The sequence below is a fragment of the Pseudomonas sp. GL-RE-26 genome (assembly GCF_019956275.1).
Taxonomy (GTDB): Bacteria; Pseudomonadota; Gammaproteobacteria; order Pseudomonadales; family Pseudomonadaceae; genus Aquipseudomonas; species Aquipseudomonas grandcourensis.
In genome coordinates this window covers 15,681-35,286 of sequence record NZ_JAHBDI010000077.1, presented here as the reverse complement: position 1 = coordinate 35,286, position 19,606 = coordinate 15,681, and the positions used below count along the sequence as shown (strand labels likewise).

Annotated in this window: 18 protein-coding genes; 3 read left to right on the top strand and 15 right to left on the bottom strand. The window is 59.2% G+C overall.

What is annotated here, in order from left to right; all coding sequences use genetic code 11:
- Nucleotides 1–17: 17 nt before the first annotated feature.
- Complete coding sequence (locus tag KGB07_RS26755) at nucleotides 18–1,808, bottom strand: bifunctional diguanylate cyclase/phosphodiesterase (RefSeq protein ID WP_046037600.1); 1,791 nt, start codon at nucleotides 1,806–1,808, stop codon at nucleotides 18–20.
- A 145-nt stretch (nucleotides 1,809–1,953) separates the two neighbouring features.
- On the bottom strand, nucleotides 1,954–4,035 hold the full coding sequence (locus tag KGB07_RS26750; protein ID WP_185754729.1) for a carboxy terminal-processing peptidase: 2,082 nt from the start codon (nucleotides 4,033–4,035) through the stop codon (nucleotides 1,954–1,956).
- 138 nt (nucleotides 4,036–4,173) lie between these two features.
- Between KGB07_RS26750 and KGB07_RS26745 the strand changes: the two genes are divergently transcribed.
- Nucleotides 4,174–5,136: a zinc-binding dehydrogenase gene (locus KGB07_RS26745; RefSeq protein ID WP_223467097.1), complete on the top strand. Its 963-nt coding sequence runs from the start codon at nucleotides 4,174–4,176 to the stop codon at nucleotides 5,134–5,136.
- 170 nt (nucleotides 5,137–5,306) lie between these two features.
- On the opposite strand, the gene KGB07_RS26740 is transcribed toward KGB07_RS26745, so the two are convergent.
- The 6 genes from KGB07_RS26740 to KGB07_RS26715 all read right to left on the bottom strand — a co-directional run bounded on the left by KGB07_RS26740 (nucleotide 5,307) and on the right by KGB07_RS26715 (nucleotide 10,738).
- Nucleotides 5,307–5,960, bottom strand: a complete 654-nt coding sequence (locus KGB07_RS26740) for an HAD family hydrolase (RefSeq protein ID WP_223467095.1) — start codon at nucleotides 5,958–5,960, stop codon at nucleotides 5,307–5,309.
- A 112-nt stretch (nucleotides 5,961–6,072) separates the two neighbouring features.
- Nucleotides 6,073–7,062 (bottom strand): ABC transporter ATP-binding protein, encoded by a 990-nt coding sequence (locus KGB07_RS26735; RefSeq protein ID WP_046037596.1) that lies wholly within the window; start codon nucleotides 7,060–7,062, stop codon nucleotides 6,073–6,075.
- On the bottom strand, nucleotides 7,059–7,859 hold the full coding sequence (locus KGB07_RS26730; protein WP_046037595.1) for an ABC transporter permease: 801 nt from the start codon (nucleotides 7,857–7,859) through the stop codon (nucleotides 7,059–7,061). Before KGB07_RS26730 ends, KGB07_RS26735 begins: the two co-directional genes overlap by 4 nt.
- Nucleotides 7,846–8,691 (bottom strand): ABC transporter permease, encoded by an 846-nt coding sequence (locus KGB07_RS26725; protein WP_046037594.1) that lies wholly within the window; start codon nucleotides 8,689–8,691, stop codon nucleotides 7,846–7,848. Before KGB07_RS26725 ends, KGB07_RS26730 begins: the two co-directional genes overlap by 14 nt.
- Complete coding sequence (locus KGB07_RS26720) at nucleotides 8,688–9,494, bottom strand: alkaline phosphatase family protein (RefSeq protein WP_046037593.1); 807 nt, start codon at nucleotides 9,492–9,494, stop codon at nucleotides 8,688–8,690. Before KGB07_RS26720 ends, KGB07_RS26725 begins: the two co-directional genes overlap by 4 nt.
- Before the next feature lie 179 nt (nucleotides 9,495–9,673).
- Entirely contained in the window at nucleotides 9,674–10,738 is a 1,065-nt protein-coding gene (locus KGB07_RS26715) for an ABC transporter substrate-binding protein (protein WP_046037592.1), read from the bottom strand.
- A 362-nt stretch (nucleotides 10,739–11,100) separates the two neighbouring features.
- Here KGB07_RS26715 and KGB07_RS26710 point away from each other — a divergent pair, with 362 nt between their 5' ends.
- Entirely contained in the window at nucleotides 11,101–11,814 is a 714-nt protein-coding gene (locus KGB07_RS26710) for a UTRA domain-containing protein (protein ID WP_223467093.1), read from the top strand.
- Between the two features lie 180 nt (nucleotides 11,815–11,994).
- Nucleotides 11,995–12,534 (top strand): hypothetical protein, encoded by a 540-nt coding sequence (locus KGB07_RS26705; RefSeq protein ID WP_223467091.1) that lies wholly within the window; start codon nucleotides 11,995–11,997, stop codon nucleotides 12,532–12,534.
- Between the two features lie 104 nt (nucleotides 12,535–12,638).
- Here the strand turns inward: KGB07_RS26705 and KGB07_RS26700 are convergent, their stop codons facing one another.
- The 7 genes from KGB07_RS26700 to minC all read right to left on the bottom strand — a co-directional run bounded on the left by KGB07_RS26700 (nucleotide 12,639) and on the right by minC (nucleotide 19,530).
- Nucleotides 12,639–14,747: a mechanosensitive ion channel family protein gene (locus KGB07_RS26700; RefSeq protein WP_223467089.1), complete on the bottom strand. Its 2,109-nt coding sequence runs from the start codon at nucleotides 14,745–14,747 to the stop codon at nucleotides 12,639–12,641.
- 126 nt (nucleotides 14,748–14,873) lie between these two features.
- The gene (locus KGB07_RS26695; RefSeq protein ID WP_008048365.1) at nucleotides 14,874–15,050 is read right to left on the bottom strand and encodes a hypothetical protein; all 177 of its coding nucleotides are present in this window, start codon (nucleotides 15,048–15,050) and stop codon (nucleotides 14,874–14,876) included.
- 266 nt (nucleotides 15,051–15,316) lie between these two features.
- Nucleotides 15,317–16,606: a M18 family aminopeptidase gene (locus KGB07_RS26690; protein WP_007974949.1), complete on the bottom strand. Its 1,290-nt coding sequence runs from the start codon at nucleotides 16,604–16,606 to the stop codon at nucleotides 15,317–15,319.
- Nucleotides 16,607–16,792: 186 nt separating this feature from the next.
- Entirely contained in the window at nucleotides 16,793–17,428 is a 636-nt protein-coding gene (locus KGB07_RS26685; RefSeq protein WP_046037585.1) for an RluA family pseudouridine synthase, read from the bottom strand.
- A 91-nt stretch (nucleotides 17,429–17,519) separates the two neighbouring features.
- A complete protein-coding gene (gene minE, locus KGB07_RS26680) occupies nucleotides 17,520–17,774 on the bottom strand; it encodes a cell division topological specificity factor MinE (RefSeq protein ID WP_007974947.1) in 255 nt (84 codons plus the stop codon).
- A 3-nt stretch (nucleotides 17,775–17,777) separates the two neighbouring features.
- Nucleotides 17,778–18,590 (bottom strand): septum site-determining protein MinD, encoded by an 813-nt coding sequence (gene minD, locus KGB07_RS26675; protein WP_007974946.1) that lies wholly within the window; start codon nucleotides 18,588–18,590, stop codon nucleotides 17,778–17,780.
- 202 nt (nucleotides 18,591–18,792) lie between these two features.
- Nucleotides 18,793–19,530 carry a septum site-determining protein MinC gene (gene minC / locus KGB07_RS26670; protein ID WP_046037759.1) on the bottom strand — a complete coding sequence of 246 codons (738 nt, stop codon included), beginning with the start codon at nucleotides 19,528–19,530 and terminating at the stop codon, nucleotides 18,793–18,795.
- Between the last annotated feature and the right edge of the window lie 76 nt (nucleotides 19,531–19,606).

Here is a 19,606-nt window from a genome sequence, read left to right as displayed (position 1 = left end):
GAAGTCGGAAAGCTCCCTTATCGTTGCCCGGAAACGAGCACCTCATCAACAGTCGAAACCACCAGGCTATCAATCACATGCACGCTATAGCCTTGCACATTCTTCGCATGGTGCTTGGCCTGTGATGCCATCTCGGCCAACTGGCTCGCATCGAGTTGCTCACAGGCCTGTGGGTGCAGATGCACCACGCCGATCGACAACGACAACAACGCAAACTCCTGGCGCTGACCCTGGCGATTGGGTGCGATGAAGCAGCCGGCTTCCAGGTGTTCGCTGCGGTAGAAACGCCGGCACTGGCTCTGGAAGTCGTCGAGCAACTGGTTCAACCGTTTGCGCCAGTCTTCCGGGCCAAGCACCAGCAGGAAATCATCGCCGCCGATGTGGCCGACGAAGTCTCGGGACGGGTCGACACGGTCGTTCAGGCATTGCGCCAGGCACAGCAGGACTTCGTCGCCGCGACCATAGCCGTAGATGTCGTTGAAGGGTTTGAAGCTATCAATGTCCACGTAACAGATCACCGATTCTCGTCGCTGTTGCAGCAGCCGCGTCAGGCATTGCTGGATCGGCACGTTGCCCGGAAGCAAGGTCAGCGGGTTGGCGTAGCGGGCCTGCTGGATCTTCAGCTCAGTGATCAGCTTGAGCACGTCGATCACCCGGCCCAATCCCAGATAACCGCCGTTGAGGGTGATGATGAAATCTTCTTCGATGCGCTGGCGGGCACGGCTGGTGATCAGGCGGCTGACCTGTTGCAGCGACTGGCTCAGCTCGACGGCGAGGAAGTCATCGTTCATCAGGCGGCTGATGGGCTTGCGGGCGAACAGGTCGGTGGCAAAAGGCTTGAGCAGGGCGTCGGAGAGCGAATGACGATGGACGATGCCGCAGGGCTGACCCTGTTCATCCAGGACTGCCAGCGAGTTCAGGTTGGCCTGGCGGCGAAAGGCTTCGAGCACCGTGGCGGTCGGGGTGTCCCGGTTCACCGCGGGTAGTTCGTTGAGCAGGGCGCTGAGGTCGCTGCCGTCTTCGCTCAGTACAACGGCGGTGCTGTTCTGTCGGGGCATCAAAGCCCGGGCATCCCGTGGCGGGTGTTCCTGGGGGCGGCAAAGCAGATAGCCCTGCACCAGGTCCACGCCCATTTCGGTCAGCACCGTGAGTTCTTCGGCCAGCTCGATACCTTCGGCGATGACTTGCGCCCGCGAGGCCTTGGCGATTTGCAGGATCGAGCCGACGAACTCGCGCTTGAGCGCATCCTGATGAATGCCATCAATGAAATGCCGGTCGATTTTCACGTAATCGGGCCGCAACTCGGACCACAAGCGCAAACTCGAATATCCCGCTCCCAGATCATCCAGCGCAATCGAAAACCCCATCGCCCGATAGTGATGCAGGGCGGTTTGCAGCAGCTGGAAATCGTCTGTTGGCGTCTGTTCCGTGAGCTCGATGACCACCTGGCTCGGCGGGATGCCGAAGTCCTGCAGCAATTGCAGGGTGCGCCCCGGTTGATGGGCCGCTTCGAGCAGGGACTCCGGGGACACGTTAAGGAACAACATGCCAGGCAGTTGTTGCTCATTGAAGCGTCGGCAAGCGCTTTCGCGGCAGGCAATTTCCAGCTCGCTCAGGCGACCGGCCTGGCGGGCGACGGCGAACAGGGCGACAGGGGAGTGCAGAGGGCTGTTGGAGGGGCCGCGACTGAGGGCTTCGTAACCGAGGATGCGTCGTTCAGAGAGGCTGATGATCGGTTGGAACAGACTGTGTAAACCGCTTTGACTCAGGATCGAGCTCAAGGCACTCAGCTGTTCGGTTGTGGTCATGGCGATCTCTGGCAATAAAAAAAGGACCGGGCGTGCCCTTGGTAAAAAGAGCACGCCCGGTCCTTTATTTCACGACAGAATGATGACTGTTTGATGACGCTACAGGGGCGTCAGCATTAAATTGCCATCAGTTGTTTGCACAAACTCAGTGCTTGGCCACTGCCGTGTTGAGTTTCAGGTAGTCCAGCAGAATCCGCCCTGTTTCGCTGAGGTAGGCGTCGTCTTCCGGTTTGGTCTTGTCTTCCTCGGCCGCAATGGCGTCCTCGTCTTCTTTCTTCAGCTCTTTGAGCGGTTCTTCGCCCTTGGCCTTGCGACGGATGTTTTCCATGGCCAGCTGTTTGGCTTCGATGTCAGCGTGCTGGGCACGACGGTCGAATTCATTGAGGCTGACGGTTTTCTCGGCCATCAGTTTCTGCGCCAGGGCCAGTTTGTCGCGGATGAACACGAACTCCGCGTCTTTGGCCGTACGCACGTCATGCTCGGACTGGAGCTGCGAAATGTACGGCTTGAACGGGTCGACCGAAGGCTTGATTGCCGCCTTGATGGTGTCCCACGGCATGGCTTCCGGCAGGGCGCTTTCACCGATTTCCTTGGTGTCGATGATCGACGGGTAATCGATGTCCGGCAAGACGCCCTGATGCTGGGTGCTCTGCCCGGAAACCCGGTAGAACTTGGCCAGGGTCAGTTTCAGTTCGCCATGGTTGAGCGGCTGAATGGTCTGCACGGTGCCTTTGCCGAAGGTCTGGCCGCCGATGATCAGTGCGCGATGGTAGTCCTGCATGGCGCCGGCAAAAATCTCCGAAGCCGAGGCGGACAGGCGGTTGACCAGCAACGCCATCGGGCCCTTGTAGAACGCGCCCGGGTTTTCATCTTCCAGGACATCGACCCGGCCATCGGCGTTACGCACGAGCACGGTCGGACCTTTGTCGATGAACAGGCTTGTCAGTTCGGTAGCCTCTTGCAAGGAGCCGCCGCCGTTGTTGCGCAAGTCGATGACCACGCCGTCGACTTTATCTTTCTGCAACTCGGTCAGCAGCTTCTTGACGTCGCGGGTGGTGCTCTTGTAATCCGGGTCGCCGGCACGGAAGGCCTTGAAGTCCAGATAGAACGCCGGGATCTCGATGACGCCGAGCTTGTAGTCCTTGCCGTCCTGCTTGAGGTTCAAGACCGATTTCTTCACGGCCTGATCTTCGAGCTTCACCGCTTCACGGGTGATCGGCACGATCTTGGTGGTCTGGTCGTTCGGGGCATTGCTGGCCGGGATGACTTCCAGGCGCACCACGGTGCCCTTCGGACCACGGATCAGCTTGACCACTTCGTCCAGGCGCCAGCCCACGACGTCGACCATTTCCTTGTTGCCCTGGGCAACACCGATGATCTTGTCGGCCGGTGCGACCTGCTTGGTCTTGTCCGCCGGCCCCGCCGGCACCAGGCGCACGACTTTCACCTGGTCGTTATCGCTCTGCAACACGGCACCGATGCCCTCGAGGGACAGGCTCATGTTGATGTCGAAGTTCTCCGCGTTATCCGGCGACAGATAGTTGGTGTGCGGGTCGTAGGACATGGCGAAGGTGTTGATGTACGCCTGGAAGATGTCTTCCGAGCGGGTCTGGTCCAGGCGCGCCAACTGATTCTTGTAGCGCTTGGTCAGGGTTTCCTGGATCTGCTTGGAATCCTTGCCGGCGATCTTCTGACGCAGGACTTCGTCCTTGACGCGTTTGCGCCACAGGTCGTCGAGTTCTGCGGTGGATTTGAGCCAAGGGGCGTCCTTGCGATCGATCAGCAAGGTTTCCTTGGTGGTGAAGTCGATCTTGTCGACACCCTTGTTCAACTCGGCAAGGGCGAAGTCCAGACGCGCCTTGACGCGGTCCAGGTAGCGCTTGTAGATGGTGAACCCGGCGTTCAGGTCGCCGCTCTTGAGGAAATCGTCGAACTGCGTCTTCCACTTGTCGAATTCGGCAATGTCGCTGGCCATGAAGTAGCTGCGCGACGGATCCAGCAGCTTGAGGTAGCTGTCGTAGATGATTACCGAGCGTGCGTCATCGAGTGGCGGCTTGCTGTAGTGGTGGCGCTTGAGCAACTCCACGACGTTCAGGCTGGCGATCACTTCGTCACGATCGGGTTGAAGCTTGTCCCAGCTATTGGCTGCGAATGTATTGCCCGACATCGGCAGCAAGCCGATACCGATGAACAAGGCGAGGGCAGTGCTGGGGAACAGATGCTTCATGCTGATTCGACGCGGGGACAATTGATAACGCATATTAGGCCGTCTTTGAAGTCGCCGGCTCTTTGGGAGCCGGTCGCATAATGCAAAAAGCCCGGCGCTATAGCTTCGGGCTCAGTCCAGACTCACTATGGAGGCACTGTGAAAGCATTGCAAGGCGTTGACGGTCAAGTGGTGTGGGTTGATGAGCCGAGTCCTACATGCGATGTAGGGCAAGTTCGCATCCGAGTGTCGGCAGCGGGTCTCAATCGCGCCGATTTATTGCAGAAAGCCGGTCTTTACCCGCCACCACCGGGGGCCAGTCAAGTGCTTGGTCTAGAGTGCTCGGGGGTCATCAGCGAGGTTGGCGCCGGGTCCTCCTGGCAGGTTGGCGATCGGGTGTGCGCCTTGCTGGCCGGGGGCGGGATGGCCGAAGAGGTGGTAGTCGACGGGCGGCATGTGCTGGCGGTTCCCGACGGAGTGTCACTGGTCGAGGCGGCGGCATTGCCTGAAGTTTATGCAACAGTCTGGTTGAATTTGTTTCAACTGGCTGCGCTCAAACCGGGTCAGAAAGTGCTTCTGCATGCCGGGGCAAGTGGAATTGGTTCAGCGGCCATTCAGCTGTGCAAGGCCTTTGGTAACCCCTGTTGGGTCAGCGTCGGCTCCGCCGAGCGGTTGGCGTACTGCGAAGCGCTGGGCGCCCAAGGCGGGGTGGTGCGTAACAGTGACCTGGAGAGTCTGCAGGATCTGGGGCCGTTCGACGTGATTCTCGACCCGGTGGGCGGCAATTACGCGGCGTTGAACCTCAAGTTGCTGGCGCAGGACGGCCGTTGGGTGTTGATCGGTCTGATGGGCGGCCGTGAGGCCAAACTCGACCTGGCCCAGGTGCTGGCCAAGCGCGTGCAGTTGCTGGGCTCGACCCTACGCAGCCGGGATGATCAGTTCAAGGCGGATCTGTTCAGTGATTTGAGCCAGCACGTGTGGCCGTTGTTTGCCGAGGGGCGATTGAGCCCGCAACTGGCCAGGACATTCCCGATCAAGGATGCCGAGGCGGCGTTTGCCGAGCTGGCGAGTAATACCGTGGCGGGGAAGGTGGTGTTGGTGATTGATGAAAGCCTGAGCTGACAACACTGAACCTGTGGGAGCCATTGTGGCGAGGGAGCTTGCTCCCGCTCGGTTGCGAAGCAGCCGCAAAACCTGAAAACCGGTTTTGCCTGACTAGCCACAGTGACTGATTTTAGGGCCGCTTCGCGGCCCAGCGGGAGCAAGCTCCCTCGCCACAGGGGAGATCCGCACTATTTCCAGTCGTGGATCGGCCAGCCCGCCTTTTCAGCCTGCTCGCGCAACACCGGATCCGGGTTGACCACATGTGGAAAATCCACCTTCAGCAACAGCGGCAGGTCATTGCGTGAGTCGGAATAGAAGCTCGCGCCTTCGAGGTTTTCCTCCTCTGCATCCAGCCACTCCAGCAAGCGGGTGATCTTGCCTTCGCGGTAGGTCAGGGTGCCAACGGTATGGCCGGTGTAAGCGCCATGGGCCACTTCCAGTTCGATGCCGAGAATCTCGTCGATGCCCAGGCGCTCGGCGATGGGGGCGACCAGATGGGTGCCCGAGGCCGAGATCACCAGTATCCGGTCGCCGGCCTTGCGGTGCGCCGCGATGGCTTTGGTGGCGTCACTGAAAATGATCGGCTCGATGTAGTCCTCCACCCACGGACCAACCAGGTGCGCGACTTCTTCAGGCGTACGACCAATCAACGGTTCCAGGCTGAAGGCCATGTAGTCCTCCATGGCCAGATGGCCCCTGCCGTAGGCATCCATCAACTCCTTGTCGCGACGCAGGAACGATTCGCCATCGACCCAGCCGAGGCGGACCATTTGCTCGCTCCACAGTGAGGCGCAGTCGCCGTGGATCAGGGTTTCGTCCAGATCAAAAATTGCCAGGGCCATCGGGTTCTCTCTGAGAACAGCTGCAAGCTTCAAGCTGCAAGCTGCAAGAATTGGATTTAGGTGGTCAGCAGTCTACAACTTGAAGCTTGCAGCTTGAAACTTGCAGCTGCCTTCAAGCTACCTCACACAGGGCCGTCGGATCGATGGAAAGCGCCAGGCGCTGACCATCGGGATGCAGGTCGGCCGCCGAGCGGTTCAGCACATCCACCACCAATTCCACGCCCCGGGCTTCGACCCGGTAGCGAATCACGTTGCCCAGCAGGCTGTGGCTGCGTATCTGTGCGTCCAGTTCGCCGTTAAGGCTCAGTTCGATGGCTTCCGGGCGAATGGCGATGCGCTTGCTGATCGGACGCTGCAACAGCTTCGAAGCGCTGTCGGCATCCAGCAGGTTGTAGTTGCCGATGAAGCCGGCGGCGAACACATCCACCGGTGCGGTGTAGAGGGTTTCGGCGTCGCCGCTTTGTACGATTTTTCCCTGATTCATCAGGAAAATCCGGTCAGACATGGTCAGGGCTTCTTCCTGATCGTGTGTGACGAAAATCGTGGTCAGGCCCAGTTCGCGCTGGATCTGACGAATCTGTTCACGCAGATGCTTGCGAATCCGCGCGTCGAGGGCCGACAACGGCTCATCCAGCAACAACAGGCGTGGCCGGGTCACCAGGGAGCGGGCGAGGGCGACGCGCTGGCACTGGCCTCCCGAAAGCTGATGCGGGTAGCGCGCGGCAAAATCATTGAGTTCCACCAGTTTCAGCACTTCGGCGACGCGTTTGCGGCTGTCGTCGGCATTGACCTTTTGCATGCGCAGGCCGAAGGCGACGTTTTGCTCTACGGTCATGTTGGGGAACAGCGCATAGCTCTGGAACACCATGCCGATCCCGCGTTTCTGCGGGCTCACCGGCACGATGTCCTGGCCGTCGAGCAGGATCTTGCCGCCATCCACCGAGGTCAGGCCGGCGATGCAGCGCAGCAGGGTGGATTTGCCGCAACCGGACGGGCCGAGCAGGGTGACGAATTCACCTTTCTGGATTTCGCAATTGATGTCGCTGAATACCGTGGTGCCCGCGAAGCTTTTCTGAAGATGTTGGACGCTGACATAGCTCATTCGCTTTTGTCCCTGTTCAAGATATTGGCAATCCAGGTCAGAACCAGCACAAAGAAGAAGTAGGAAATCACCAACGCACTGGTGAAATGGCCGCTGCTGTTGCGCATGTTGTTGAGATAGACCTGCAGGGTTTCGTAGCGGGTACCGACCAGAATGTTGGCGAACACGAACTCACCGAACAGGAACGAGAACGACAGCAGCAACGCCACCATCAGTCCTTTGCGCAGGTTCGGCAGTACCACCAGGAAGGCGGCTTGCCAGGTGCTGGCGCCGAGCAACTGGGCGGCGTCCATCAGGTCGCGCAGGTTGATCGCCTGCAGGTTGTTGGTGATCGCCCGGTACATGAACGGCAGCGCCACGGTGAAGTAGCAACCGATCAGGATCCACGGCGTCCCGACCATGGCGAACGGTCCGGAACCGTAGAGCTGCAACAGCCCCACCGACGACACCACCGGCGGCACGGCGAAGGGCAGCAGGATCAGGATGTTCATCAGCGCGTCGAGTTTCGGGAAGTGGTAATGCACCACGAACAGCAGCGGCAGAATCAGCACCACCGAAAGAATCAGCGAGCCAACGCAGACCAGCAGCGATTGCCCGAACGCATTCAGGAAGCGCGGATCGCTCCACAGCTGGATGTACCACTTGAGAGTGAAACCGCTGGGCAGGACGGTCGCCGACCAACTGCTGGCGATCGAGTAGATCAGCGTGCCGGCCAGCGGCAACAGCAGGATGGCAAACAGCAGGTACACCACGACGCGGTGATAGACACCGGTGGGTCCCAGTTCAGCGCGAGACATGGTAGCTCCTCTTCAACAGCAACTGATGCACGATGGTCACCAGGGTCATCAAGGCCACCAGCACCACGGCCAGGGCGCTGGCCAGGTTCGGGTCCAGGGAAATGTCACCGGACACCATCGCCGCGATGCGGATCGTCAGCACGTTGAAGTTGCCGGTGGTCAAGGCGTACACCGTGGCGTAGGCACCGAGGGCGTTGGCCAGCAGGATCACAAAGGTGCCCAACAGTGCCGGCGTCAACACCGGCAAGCCGATGTGTCGCCAGTACTGCCAGCCGTCGGCGCCGAGTAGCGCAGCGGACTCGCGCCAGTCTTCGCGCAGCGCATCGAACGCTGGGTACAGCAGCAGCACGCCGAGGGGAATCTGGAAGTAGGTGTAGAGAATGATCAGCCCGGTTTTCGAGTACAGGTTGAAGTCCTGAATGATTCCGGCCTGCTTGAGCATGATGGTGAAGCTGCCGTTGAAGCCGAGCAAAATGATGAACGCGAAGGCCAGGGGCACACCGGCGAAGTTGCTGGTCATGTTGGCGAAGGCGTTGACGAAGTTGCGCAGTTTCGAATCGACCCGGCGCAGGGAGTAGGCGCCCAGTATCGCGATGACGATCCCGAACACGCTGGACCAGAAGCTGATCTCAAGGCTGTACTGGATGGCCTGCAGGTAAAACTTCGAGCTGAAGATTTTGCTGAAATTGGCGAGGCCCCAGCCGAACTCTTCCGACTGCAGGCTGTTGATCATCACCCAGGTCAGCGGTGCGATCTCGAACACGATGAAGAACAGCGCGAACGGGACCAGGCATAAGACTGCCAGCCATTTGCTGCGGGTCATGGAACTCATTTCAACAGCTCCCGGCAGACCGGTTTGTCGTGGGGCACGCCGAGCAGCTGGCAGACGGTGCCGCAGATCTCGGTCTGTTTCGGGGCGGCACTGGCGTCGAGGCTGAACGCGTCACCGAGAACGAACAGCGGCACTTCACGTTCTTCCGGCAGCAGGCCGTTGTGGGAGCGGTCGTTGTTCATGCCGTGGTCGGCGGTGACCAGCACCTGATAGCCGGCATCGAGCCAGCCTTGCAGGTAGTCGGCCAGGATGATGTCGGCCGAGCGGGCGCTGTTGCGGTACTGCGGGGTGTCGAGGCCGTGCTTGTGCCCAGCGTCGTCGATGTTCATCGGGTGGATCAGCAAAAAGTTCGGCGTGTGGCGCAGGCGCAGGTTTTCGGCGTCGGCGAACAGGTGCGAATCCGGGTAGTGATCGCTCCAGTAGAAATGCCCGTGCTGGATCGGCAGTTGCGGGTCATTGGTGTGACGATCCCGGGCCGCCACGAAGGGCGAACGGTTGTACAGTTCGCTGACCCAGTGATAAGCCGCCGCCGCAGTCACGAGACCGGCGTCGGTGGCGTAGTGATAGATGCTGCGCTGGTTGGACAGGCGCGAAACGTTGTTGTGGACAATACCGCTGTCGATGGGCGGAACGCCGGTCAGGATACATTCGTACAGCGGGCGGGACAGGGCTGGCAACTCGCACTCCAGTTTGTAGAGTGCGGCACGTCCTGCACCGGCATAAGCCTGCAGGTGCCCCATGGCGTGGCGGGCGACCTCGTAGTTGAGGCCGTCGAGCACGACAAGGATGACGTTGTGCTTCATAGGGGCGATGACTCCGTGAAACAGATGATTCAAGTACGCAATCAATCCCTTGTGGGAGCGAGCCTGCTCGCGAAGGCTGAGGAACAGTCACATCGTTGTCGACTGTCAGTCCGCCATCGCGAGCAGGCTCGCTCCCACATTTGGATCTCCATCAGATCCCGAAATGGGGATCTAGCCGGTTACTGCATATTGATGATGACTTCTTCCTGCCACTTCTGAGGAAGGGCCTTGGAGGTCTTTTCCCAGGCATCCGCGTCCTTGATCGGCGTGACCTTCTTGTACTGCTCGTTAGGCAGCAGCTTGGCCTGCACCTCGGCTGGCAGGGTCAGGTGTTCGGCACGGATCGGACGGGCATTGCCTTTGGCCAGGTTGATCTGGCCGGCGTCGCTGAAGATGTATTCCCGGGCCAGCTTGGCGGCGTTCGGGTTTTTCGCATACTTGTTGATGATGGTGGTGTAGCCGGAGATCACCGAGCCATCGGACGGGATCAGCACCACGTAGTCATCCGGGTTGGCCATCTTGGCCTTGTAGCTCAGGCCGTTGAAGTCCCAGACCACGCCGACTTCGATTTCGCCTTTTTCCATGGTGGCGATCGTCGGGTTGGACATCGACAGGCGACCTTGCTTGGCGATGTCGGCGAACAGATCCAGGGCAGGCTTGAGGTTTTTCTCGTCGCCACCGTTGGCCAGTGCCGCAGCCAGCACGCCGTTGGCGGCCTGGGCCGCGGTGCTCACGTCACCGATGGAAACCTTGTATTTACCGCCCTTGAGGTCAGCCCACTTGGTTGGGGCGTCGGAACCGTGCAGCAACTTCTTGTTGACGATGAAAGCGATGGTGCCGGTGTAGGCCAGTGCCCAGTTGCCGTCCTTGTCCTTGGCCCAGGCTGGAACCTGATCCCAGGTCGAAGGCTTGTAGGGCTGGACCACGCCTTGCTTGACCGCGATCGGGCCGAACGCTGCACCCACGTCGCCGATGTCGGCGCTGGCGTTGTCTTTTTCCGCGGCGAACTTGGCGATCTCCTGGGCGGAGCTCATGTCGGTGTCGATGTGCTTGAGGCCGTACTTGTCGCTCAGGTCTTTCCAGGTGCCGGCCCAGTTGGCCCAGTCATTGGGCATACCGACGCTGTTGACGGCGCCTTCCGCTTTTGCAGCGGCTTCCAGGGTTTTCAGATCATCGGCCGCCATGGCGGCGGTACACATTGCGATGGTCGAGCCTAACAGTGATGCCAGGAAAAGCTTTTTCATTCCGAAGCTCCTTGGGTCGTGTTCAACGCTACGATTGCGGTTCGTGTTGGTCTAGGTCAGCAATACCTGAGCCAATTTAAGGGGGCTGGATGACACTTTGATGTCGTTCGTCGCCCGGAATGACTTTTTGTTCAGCGGTATCGCGACTGGCCTGCTAAGCGTAGACCATGGTCAAGGCCCCGGAGGGCAGGGACTTGGCCGATGAATTGCAGGTTGTTGAGGCCAGAGAATGGCGACCGTTGGGCGGCTTTGTCACATCTCGGTCATCTGCGCTGCCTACGCTTGCAGACTATTGAATGAGCCGGTTTACGCTGTGGTTCTGCCCTGAAATGGTGCTGGTCTAGTCCAGAAAGGAAACGTTGATGCGTGAAGAGGCAACAAAAGCGGTAACAGCCATCGGCCAGGTGCTTCAGGAGCAGATCGACCACGGACTGTTGACCCCCGGCAGCAAATTGCCGGCCGAGCGCAAGCTCAGTGAATTGTTCGGCACAACGCGGATCACTTTGCGTGAGGCGCTGTTGCAGTTGGAATCACACGGGCAGATTTATCGTGAGGAGCGTCGCGGCTGGTTCGTCTCGCCGCCACGCCTGGCCTACAACCTCATGCAACGCAGCCACTTTCACGCGATGGTCAGCGCCCAGGGGCGGGTGCCGTCCACCGAGGTGATTTCGGCGCGATTGCAACCGGCATCGGCGGCGGTGTGTGCCTGGTTGCAATTGCCGGCGCTGTCGAGCGTGATCCAGATCTGCCGCTCACGGCGAATTGATGGGCGGCTGGTGCTGTATGTAGAGCACTATCTCAACCCGCAGTACTTTCCGGGGATTCTCGATTTCGATTTGAATCAGTCGATCACCGAGTTGTATGCGCGGCATTACGACCTGCACTACGGGCGGGTGCGCTTCGAGATTGTGCCCACGGCGTTATCGGTGGAGGCGGCGGCGGCGTTGAAAGTTTCGGTGGGCAGCCCGGGCCTGCAGATTGCCCGGGTGAACTATGACCAGCATGAACGCTTGATCGACTGTGATCTGGAGTTCTGGCGGCATGATGCGATTCATGTTGGAGTTGATGTTGTCTAAGTTTTATTTTAATAGTTGCGGCTGAAAAAAAATTATGTGGTGTTTGATTCGCTAACTAAATATGTTGAAATTATAAGTCTGTTGTTTGTCTTGTGTGCTTTAGCTTTCTTTGTATAAGGTTGTCTTGGGTCGCCATTGTATTGCGATCTTCAGAGAGTTTATATATATAAGGATATTGGTATGTTTGGTAATGATGAGCAGGTTGAAATATTTCGTGCAACTATGAGTATTTTTGGTGCCCCCGTTTCAGTCCTTTCTCCGGGAAGAATCGGCACCCAGGTGACTCATGTTGAGCCGACCGTGTTTTATTTTTACGCTGTGAGCGATGGGTATCTTGTCTCTGCTGGGGATATATCAGGGAAACAATATGTTGCTTTGGATGGTGATGGATACCTTGGTATTGGAAATCGCGCAGAGAGATTCAGCATTTTGGATCTCGAGAACAATTTTCTGGCGAAGAAAAACCTTCCTCAAGGTGAGGTGGTTATCAATTTGTACTCATCCAGGAATGAACGGGTTATACAATTCGACGGCGACGATGCTTTTGATGATCAGGAAACGCTTTACAATTTCTTGATTGCAGGGCGGAAAGTCAGGAGGGAAAATTTAAGTGGTGAAGTTACTTATATGGTGCCAGATGGGCGAGGCGCGTGGGTGAGATGTTCAGGCGATAAGTCCTTCACGCCTAAACCAGTGCCCATCGTATTGAATATCCAGTAGTCTTAAAAAGATCGTGAGACTTTTTTATCGAAGTCTGTTCCACTGAACTAAAGAGTACTTAAGTGAAAGCAACTCGGGGTTCTTCCCGAGTTGCACTTTGTCCGTCATGCCTTTTCCTGCCCGCCGCCCTCCGTTACCACTTGAATGCTCATTCGCGGTGTCGCCAGGTCCAGTCCGGCTTCGTCCATGTGCCGCTTGAGTGACAGGTTGAACGCTCGCGACACTTCCCACTGCTTGATTGGCGCGGTCTTGAAGCGGGCGCGCAGGATCGCGTTGCCCGACTCGAAACTTTCCACCCCCTGAAACTCCAGCGGCGACCAGATACTGCGCCGCTGCAACGGATCGGTGCGCATTTTCTGGGCGACTTCGCGCATCAGTTTGATTGCGTTGTCGATGTCCATGCTGGCGGGTACGGCTACCCGGAAGATCGCGTAGCCGAATTCCCGGGAGTAGTTCTTGATGCTTTTGATTTCACTGAACGGAATGGTGTGGACGATGCCATCAATGTCCCGCAGGCGCACGGTGCGGATGGTCAGGCCTTCGACTGTGCCGAGGTGGCCGCCGACATCCACGTAGTCGTCGATGGCCAGGGAGTCTTCGATGATGATGAACAACCCGGTAATCAGGTCGGCTACCAGCGATTGTGCACCAAAACCGATGGCCAGACCGATCACGCCGGCACCGGCCAGCAAGGGCGTGACGTTCATGCCCATGTTCGCCAGGGCGACAATCAGCGCGACGATAAAAATCGCTATGAACAGCACATTGCGGATCAGCGGCATCATCGTCTGCGCGCGGGCGTTGGCCAGGCCTTTGCGCGAGCGGGTCAGAGCATGATGCACGGCCGTGTCGCTGAGAATCCAGATCAGCCAGGCGAACAGCAGCGTGCCGGCGAGGCTGAACAGTTTGACGCTGACTTCGTGGCCATCACCTTCGGTAAAGCGGATCAACGACATGCCCCAGACTCGCAGGCCGAGTTCGATGAAAGCCAGCCACACCAACAGATGGACGATGGTGTAGAAGAAGTTTTTCAGCCGTTCCGAATACACGGCGTAACGCCGTATGCCTTGCTGGGGTTTGAGGGCGTGGCGGCGTACCAGGCCGTTGATGACCATGCACAGCACCAGCAAGACGGTACAGATCAGCGACTGGCGCAGGGCGGTGCTGGTGTCGCCAGCAGAAATGAACGTTGCGAAGAGCGAGATGGCCACCAGCACCAGCGCCGGCACGTACCAGAAGGTGCCGAGAATCGACAGGGTGTCGTTGAGGGCGCGGCGGGTCAGGCGACGGGACAGCGGCTGATTGCGGATCAGGTGGGCGATCGGCCGGCGGAAGCGCAGGATGAAGCGCCCCGTGGAGAGCGCGGCCAGGACATTGGCAACCGTCGCGGCGGTATGGGCCAGATGGCTGCCGAGGCTGTTGACCAGTTGCGGATCGCTCAGGGCTTCGCCAAACGCGGCGAAGCTGCCGATCAGCCACAGCGGCCGAAACGCCTGGTGCCGCAGGATGTACAAGGCGCGGTGACGGTGTGGGCCGTCGAGCAGGGAAAAGGCAATCACGCAGATGGCCGAGAAGCAGGTGCCGACCACCAGTGCATAGGCCAGCACCATCGCCAGGCTCTTGCCCAGGGACGAGGGCAGGGCGTAGCTCATGTAGACCGTGATCACCAGGGCGATCAGCCATGGTCCGAGTTTGCGCAGCGCAAAACGCAACATGTCCAGGGCCCGGGGATGCTGCGGTAGTTCTTCGGTCAGGCCGAAACGCATCCGCACGCGGTGGCTGATCCAGATCAGGGTGGCGGCCAGCAGGCTCCAGACCATCAGGATCATGGCGAAGGCGAACAGCATGGGCAGCCATTCATTGGCCGGCAGCGCCAGCGCCACCAGTTCTTCCCTGGCCTGATCGAACTCACTGGACCAGCGTGTGAGGGGACTGTCGTCGCCGGAAAACTTCTTCTCGAAATTGGCCAGGGTTCCGCCAATCAGGCCCAGCACACCTTCTTCGGTAATCGGCTGGGCCTGTTTGGTGGTGTCACGGAGTTTTTTCAGGTCGGCCAGCAGCTTGCTGCGTTGCTGGTCGTTTTCCAGTGACTTGATCACTTCGTCCAGGGATTGCCCCAGCGGTACCTGTGCTTCGGGCTGCGCCTTGGCCTGGTTGTTGAGCAGGCCTGGCAGGCCGGCCGCCTGGGCAGGCGCTACTGATAGCAGCGTCATCAGGCAGACAAGGACAATACACGGGAGGGCAAAAAGACGAGCGAACACTAGGCGGTCAACCTCGCAGGGAGCGGATCGACCGAGTGTACGAGCCCATCAAAATCAATGCGAGCCAAGGGCGATGAATTATTCGTTGAGTTTGGCGAGGATCTTGATCACCACGGTCGCGAGAATGGTCAGCATGCCGATCCACATGGCAAACACGCCGGCATTTTTATCGCGAAAGTTGAAGCCGACGGCCAGCAGGAGCATCCCGGCAAGAATCGGAATCAGCATGGCGTGGAAGGTAGACATCGAAATCATGGAGACAGCCTTGTCGAAGGGATACTTGAAGTCTAGGCCGCTTTTGATGCGGCCGGTGTGATATGTATCAGAAGTGAGTCATGGATGCTGCATGGTCAGCGAGCTTTTGTGGCGAGGGGGCTTGTCGGAACGCCGCACCGCCCCGTTCGACCGCGAAGCGGTCGCAAATCTGCCAATGTAGTCTGTCTGACAGAAATGCTTGGGGCTGCTGCGCAGCCCAACGGGGGCAAGCCCCCTCGCCACATGAGTCCCTCATTGCATCAGATTTACGGCAACTCGCGGCACGCGTAGAACGCGCTCAATACCTTGACCAGATGCGCCAGGTCATGGCTGCCGCACAGTTCGCGGATCGAGTGCATGGCGAACGTCGGCAGGCCGATGTCCACGGTGCGCACGCCCAGGTGGCTGGCGGTGATCGGGCCGATGGTCGAACCACAGCCCATGTCGCTGCGCACCACGAAGCTTTGCACCGGCACTTCTTCAGCCATGCACAGGTGACGGAAGAACCCGGCGGTTTCGCTGTTGGTGGCGTAGCGCTGGTTGCTGTTGACCTTGATCACCGGGCCGGCGTTGAGTTTCGGACCGTGGTTGGCGTCGTGTTTGTCGGCGTAGTTCGGATGCACGCCGTGGGCGTTGTCAGCCGAAACCAGCAGGGATTTCTGAATGGTGCGTACGAATTCATCACCTTCAGGCAGCAGGCGACGCAAGGTTTGCTCAAGCATCGGGCCGTCGGCACCGCAGGCCGAGCAGGAACCGACTTCTTCGTGGTCGTTGCAGACCAGCACGCAGGTTTCGTCGGTGTCGGCGGTTAGCAGCGCTTGCAGGCCGGCGTAGCACGACAGCAGGTTGTCCAGACGCGCACCGGCGATGAAGTCGCCATGCAGGCCAATGACCGCAGCGCTTTGGGTGTCGTAGAAGCTCAACTCGTAATCGAGCACCACGTCAGCGTTCAGGCCGTGTTCGCGGGCCAGTTGATCGGTGAGCACCGCGCGGAAGTCCACGCGCTCGTCACCGGCAAACTGCGCGAGGATCGGCGGCAGTTCGGTCTGGGCGTTGATGGCCCAGCCCATGTTGGCTTCACGGTTGAGGTGAATCGCCAGGTTCGGAATGATCGCAACGGGAGCCTTGAAGTCGATCAACTGGCTTTCGACCTTGCCGTCGCGACGGAAGGTTACGCGGCCGGCCAGGGACAGGTCACGGTCGAACCATGGCGCCAGTAGAGCGCCGCCATAGACTTCGACACCCAGTTGCCAGAAACCCTGGCGTTGCAGCTCCGGTTGCGGCTTGACCCGCAGGCACGGGCTGTCGGTGTGGGCGCCGACCAGGCGAATGCCACCGTGCAACGGTGAATGGCGGCCCATCTTGATCGCGACAATCGAAGAGTCATTACGGGTGACGTAGTAGCGACCGTTGGCTTCGGTGTTCCACGGCTCACGCTCGTCGAGACGTTGATAGCCCGCCGCTTCCAGGCGCTGAACAAGGCTGGCGGTGGCATGGAACGGGGTAGGGGAGGCCTTGAGGAAATCGATCAGGCCTTGGTTCAACTCTTCGCGCATAAAGTAGCTCCAGACAGCAGTGGCGCCAGTTTAACGTATTGGCTTGGTAAATGGCGTCGCACTGAATGGTGTACAGAGTCCCTGTGGGAGCGAGCTTGCTCGCGATAGCGGAGTATCAGCCAGCACTAATGCTGGATGTGCCGGCCAGATCGCGAGCAAGCTCGCTCCCACAGGATTGAAGTACGTCTAAAACGGTGCCGGGCACTCGAAGCGCAGGCGCTCGCCACTTTGCGGGTGGGTGAAGCTGAGCATGCTCGCGTGCAGGCACAGGCGCGGCCAGGCCGCCAAAGCCTGTTCATGGGCATAAAGCCCGTCACCCAGCAGCGGATGGCCAATCGAGAGCATGTGCACGCGCAACTGGTGGGAGCGGCCGGTGATCGGTGTCAGTTCGACGCGGCACCAGTCGCCACAACGTTCGAGCACTCGCCAGAAGGTCAGCGCATGTTTGCCGAATTCATGGTCGACCACGTGGCGCGGCTTGGTCGGCGGGTCGTAGCGCAAGGGCAGGTCGATGCTGCCGCTGTCCAGTTCCGGCTGACCCCAGCACAGGGCTGTGTAGGCCTTTTCGGTTTCGCGGTCGTGAAATTGCCTAGACAGCTCGCGATGGGTGTCCGGGTCGCGGGCTAGCAGGATGATGCCGGAAGTCTCCCAGTCCAGCCGGTGGACAATTCGCGCTTCCGGGTAGCCGTTTTCCTGCAGGCGGGTAATCAGGCAGTCCTTGTTGTCATCGGCCCGGCCAGGGACAGAGAGCAACAGGGTCGGTTTGTTCACCACCAGTACGGCGGCATCCTGATGGATGATGTGGATGTTGGACAACGGCATTAAAACAGCCTCGTAACAAACGCCAACGGCGGCTCAGGTCCCTTCCGGTTGCAGAAGGGACCTGAGCCGCCGTGGCTCCTGGCGGATCGACTCAGCGATCTGGCAGGGTGATATTGAGTTCCAGAATCGAGCAACTGCCCTGGCTTTCCAGTGCGACATGCACGTCATCGGACCCGATATTGACGTACTTGCGGATCACCTCGACCAGTTCCTTCTGCAAGGCCGGCAGGTAGTCCGGGGTACTGCGTTGGCCGCGTTCGTGCGCCACGATGATCTGTAGACGCTCTTTCGCTACCGACGCGGTGCTTTGCTTTTTGTTGGCACGAAAGAAGTCAAAAAGGTTCATTGCTTAGTTGCCTCCAAACAGGCGCTCGAAGAATCCCTTCTTCTGTACATCGAGGAATCGATGATCCACGGTCTTGCCCAGCAGGCGATCTACGGTATCGCTGTAGGCCTGGCCGGCATCGCTCTGGTCGTCGAGAATCACCGGAACACCCTGGTTGGATGCCTTGAGCACCGCCTGGGATTCAGGGATCACGCCGAGCAGGGTCACCGAAAGGATCTCCTTGACGTCTTCTACGCCGAGCATTTCGCCTTTGCTCACACGTTCCGGGTGATAACGGGTAATCAGCAGGTGTTCCTTGATCGGGTCTTCGCCGCGTTCGGCACGACGGGACTTGCTGGCCAGCAGGCCGAGCATGCGATCGGAGTCACGTACCGAGGAGACTTCCGGGTTGGTCACGACGATCGCTTCATCGGCGAAGTACATGGCCAGGTGGGCGCCTTTCTCGATGCCTGCCGGGGAGTCGCAGACCACGAACTCAAAGTCTTCCTTGAGTTGCATCAGGACTTTTTCCACGCCTTCGACGGTCAGCGCGTCTTTGTCTCGGGTCTGGCTGGCGGCCAGCACGTAGAGGTTTTCCAGGCGCTTGTCTTTGATCAGGGCCTGTTGCAGGTTGGCTTCGCCGTTCACCACGTTGACGAAGTCATACACCACGCGGCGCTCGCAACCCATGATCAGGTCGAGGTTACGCAAGCCCACGTCGAAGTCGACGATCACTGTTTTGTGGCCGCGCAGAGCGAGGCCGGTACCGATAGCGGCGCTGGTGGTGGTCTTACCCACACCACCCTTGCCGGATGTAACCACGAGAATCTTGGCCAAGGTGTTTCACCCCTAAGGAAAAAGGACTTTTCAGTCCCTGAAAAACATCTCCTGAAAAACTACTGCAGTCGGACAGCCTTGGCTGGAATCCGGTTTAGAGCGGCGCTTACCCCCGGTAAACACTGCTTTCGGCCTTTTTCCTACTTCGTTTGAGCCGTTTTCGCTACGTTTTAGAGATGCTTGGAAAATGCGGCAGTATCCGTTAAAGCCGAATGATGTTCAACACGTCGCCGGACAGGCTGACCTGCACACCCGAACCCCATAGAGGGTCGCGGCGCAGATCTTCGGAAACCTTGTAATGCCCGGCGATGGAAATCAGTTCAGCACTCATTTGCTGACAGAAAATCCGCGCCTTGGTGTCGCCCTTGACGCCGGCCAACACGCGACCACGCATCGGGCCGTATACATGGATGTTGCCATCGGCGAGAAGTTCCGCCCCCGGGCTGACCGAGGAGATCACCACCAGATCGCAGCCCTGGGCATAAATCTGCTGGCCACCGCGTACCGGCGAGGTGATGATTTTCGTCGGCTTGATGGTCGGCTCGGGTGGTTTTTCCGGTTTTTTCTTCGGTTCGCCTTCGGTCAGGTCCAGTGGACGCTCCCGGGCGCCGGACGGTGGCAGCACCGGCAGGTCGACCGCGATGGCGGCGGCAATGTCTTCGATGCGGCTGGCGCGGATCGCCAGGGTACGCAGGCCATGCTGGCGGCAGACGCGCATCAGCCCGGGCAGATCGACCGCGCCTTCATTGGCCGGGAGTTTGTCCAGGGCCAGTACCAGTGGCGCGTTGCTGAAGAAGTTTGGCGCCTGGGCGACCTTGGCGGCCAGTTGCCGATCAAGGCTTTCGAGGTCGTTACGGGCCAGTTCCAGCACCGTAATGGCCAGCATGCTGCCCTTCAACTGGAACACGGGATCTTGGTCTAGCGGTTCGGTTTGGCTCATGGTCGGCATACAACGACTTGTCACTAAAAGTGCCGAGACTTATAACGAGAACGCCCGCGGGCCGCAAGCCGGGTCG

Bases quoted from the DNA above. Each gene is read 5' to 3' on its own strand.
- KGB07_RS26740 (WP_223467095.1), bottom strand. From the start codon at position 5,960: ATGGCCCTGGCAATTTTTGATCTGGACGAAACCCTGATCCACGGCGAC.
- KGB07_RS26695 (WP_008048365.1), bottom strand. From the start codon at position 15,050: ATGATTTCGATGTCTACCTTCCACGCCATGCTGATTCCGATTCTTGCC.
- KGB07_RS26720 (WP_046037593.1), bottom strand. From the start codon at position 9,494: ATGAAGCACAACGTCATCCTTGTCGTGCTCGACGGCCTCAACTACGAG.
- KGB07_RS26690 (WP_007974949.1), bottom strand. From the start codon at position 16,606: ATGCGCGAAGAGTTGAACCAAGGCCTGATCGATTTCCTCAAGGCCTCC.
- KGB07_RS26685 (WP_046037585.1), bottom strand. From the start codon at position 17,428: ATGCCGTTGTCCAACATCCACATCATCCATCAGGATGCCGCCGTACTG.
- KGB07_RS26730 (WP_046037595.1), bottom strand. From the start codon at position 7,859: ATGTCTCGCGCTGAACTGGGACCCACCGGTGTCTATCACCGCGTCGTG.
- minC (WP_046037759.1), bottom strand. From the start codon at position 19,530: ATGAGCCAAACCGAACCGCTAGACCAAGATCCCGTGTTCCAGTTGAAG.
- KGB07_RS26725 (WP_046037594.1), bottom strand. From the start codon at position 8,691: ATGAGTTCCATGACCCGCAGCAAATGGCTGGCAGTCTTATGCCTGGTC.
- KGB07_RS26700 (WP_223467089.1), bottom strand. From the start codon at position 14,747: ATGACGCTGCTATCAGTAGCGCCTGCCCAGGCGGCCGGCCTGCCAGGC.
- KGB07_RS26735 (WP_046037596.1), bottom strand. From the start codon at position 7,062: ATGAGCTATGTCAGCGTCCAACATCTTCAGAAAAGCTTCGCGGGCACC.
- KGB07_RS26750 (WP_185754729.1), bottom strand. From the start codon at position 4,035: ATGAAGCATCTGTTCCCCAGCACTGCCCTCGCCTTGTTCATCGGTATC.
- KGB07_RS26710 (WP_223467093.1), top strand. From the start codon at position 11,101: ATGCGTGAAGAGGCAACAAAAGCGGTAACAGCCATCGGCCAGGTGCTT.
- minE (WP_007974947.1), bottom strand. From the start codon at position 17,774: ATGAACCTTTTTGACTTCTTTCGTGCCAACAAAAAGCAAAGCACCGCG.
- KGB07_RS26705 (WP_223467091.1), top strand. From the start codon at position 11,995: ATGTTTGGTAATGATGAGCAGGTTGAAATATTTCGTGCAACTATGAGT.
- KGB07_RS26755 (WP_046037600.1), bottom strand. From the start codon at position 1,808: ATGACCACAACCGAACAGCTGAGTGCCTTGAGCTCGATCCTGAGTCAA.
- KGB07_RS26715 (WP_046037592.1), bottom strand. From the start codon at position 10,738: ATGAAAAAGCTTTTCCTGGCATCACTGTTAGGCTCGACCATCGCAATG.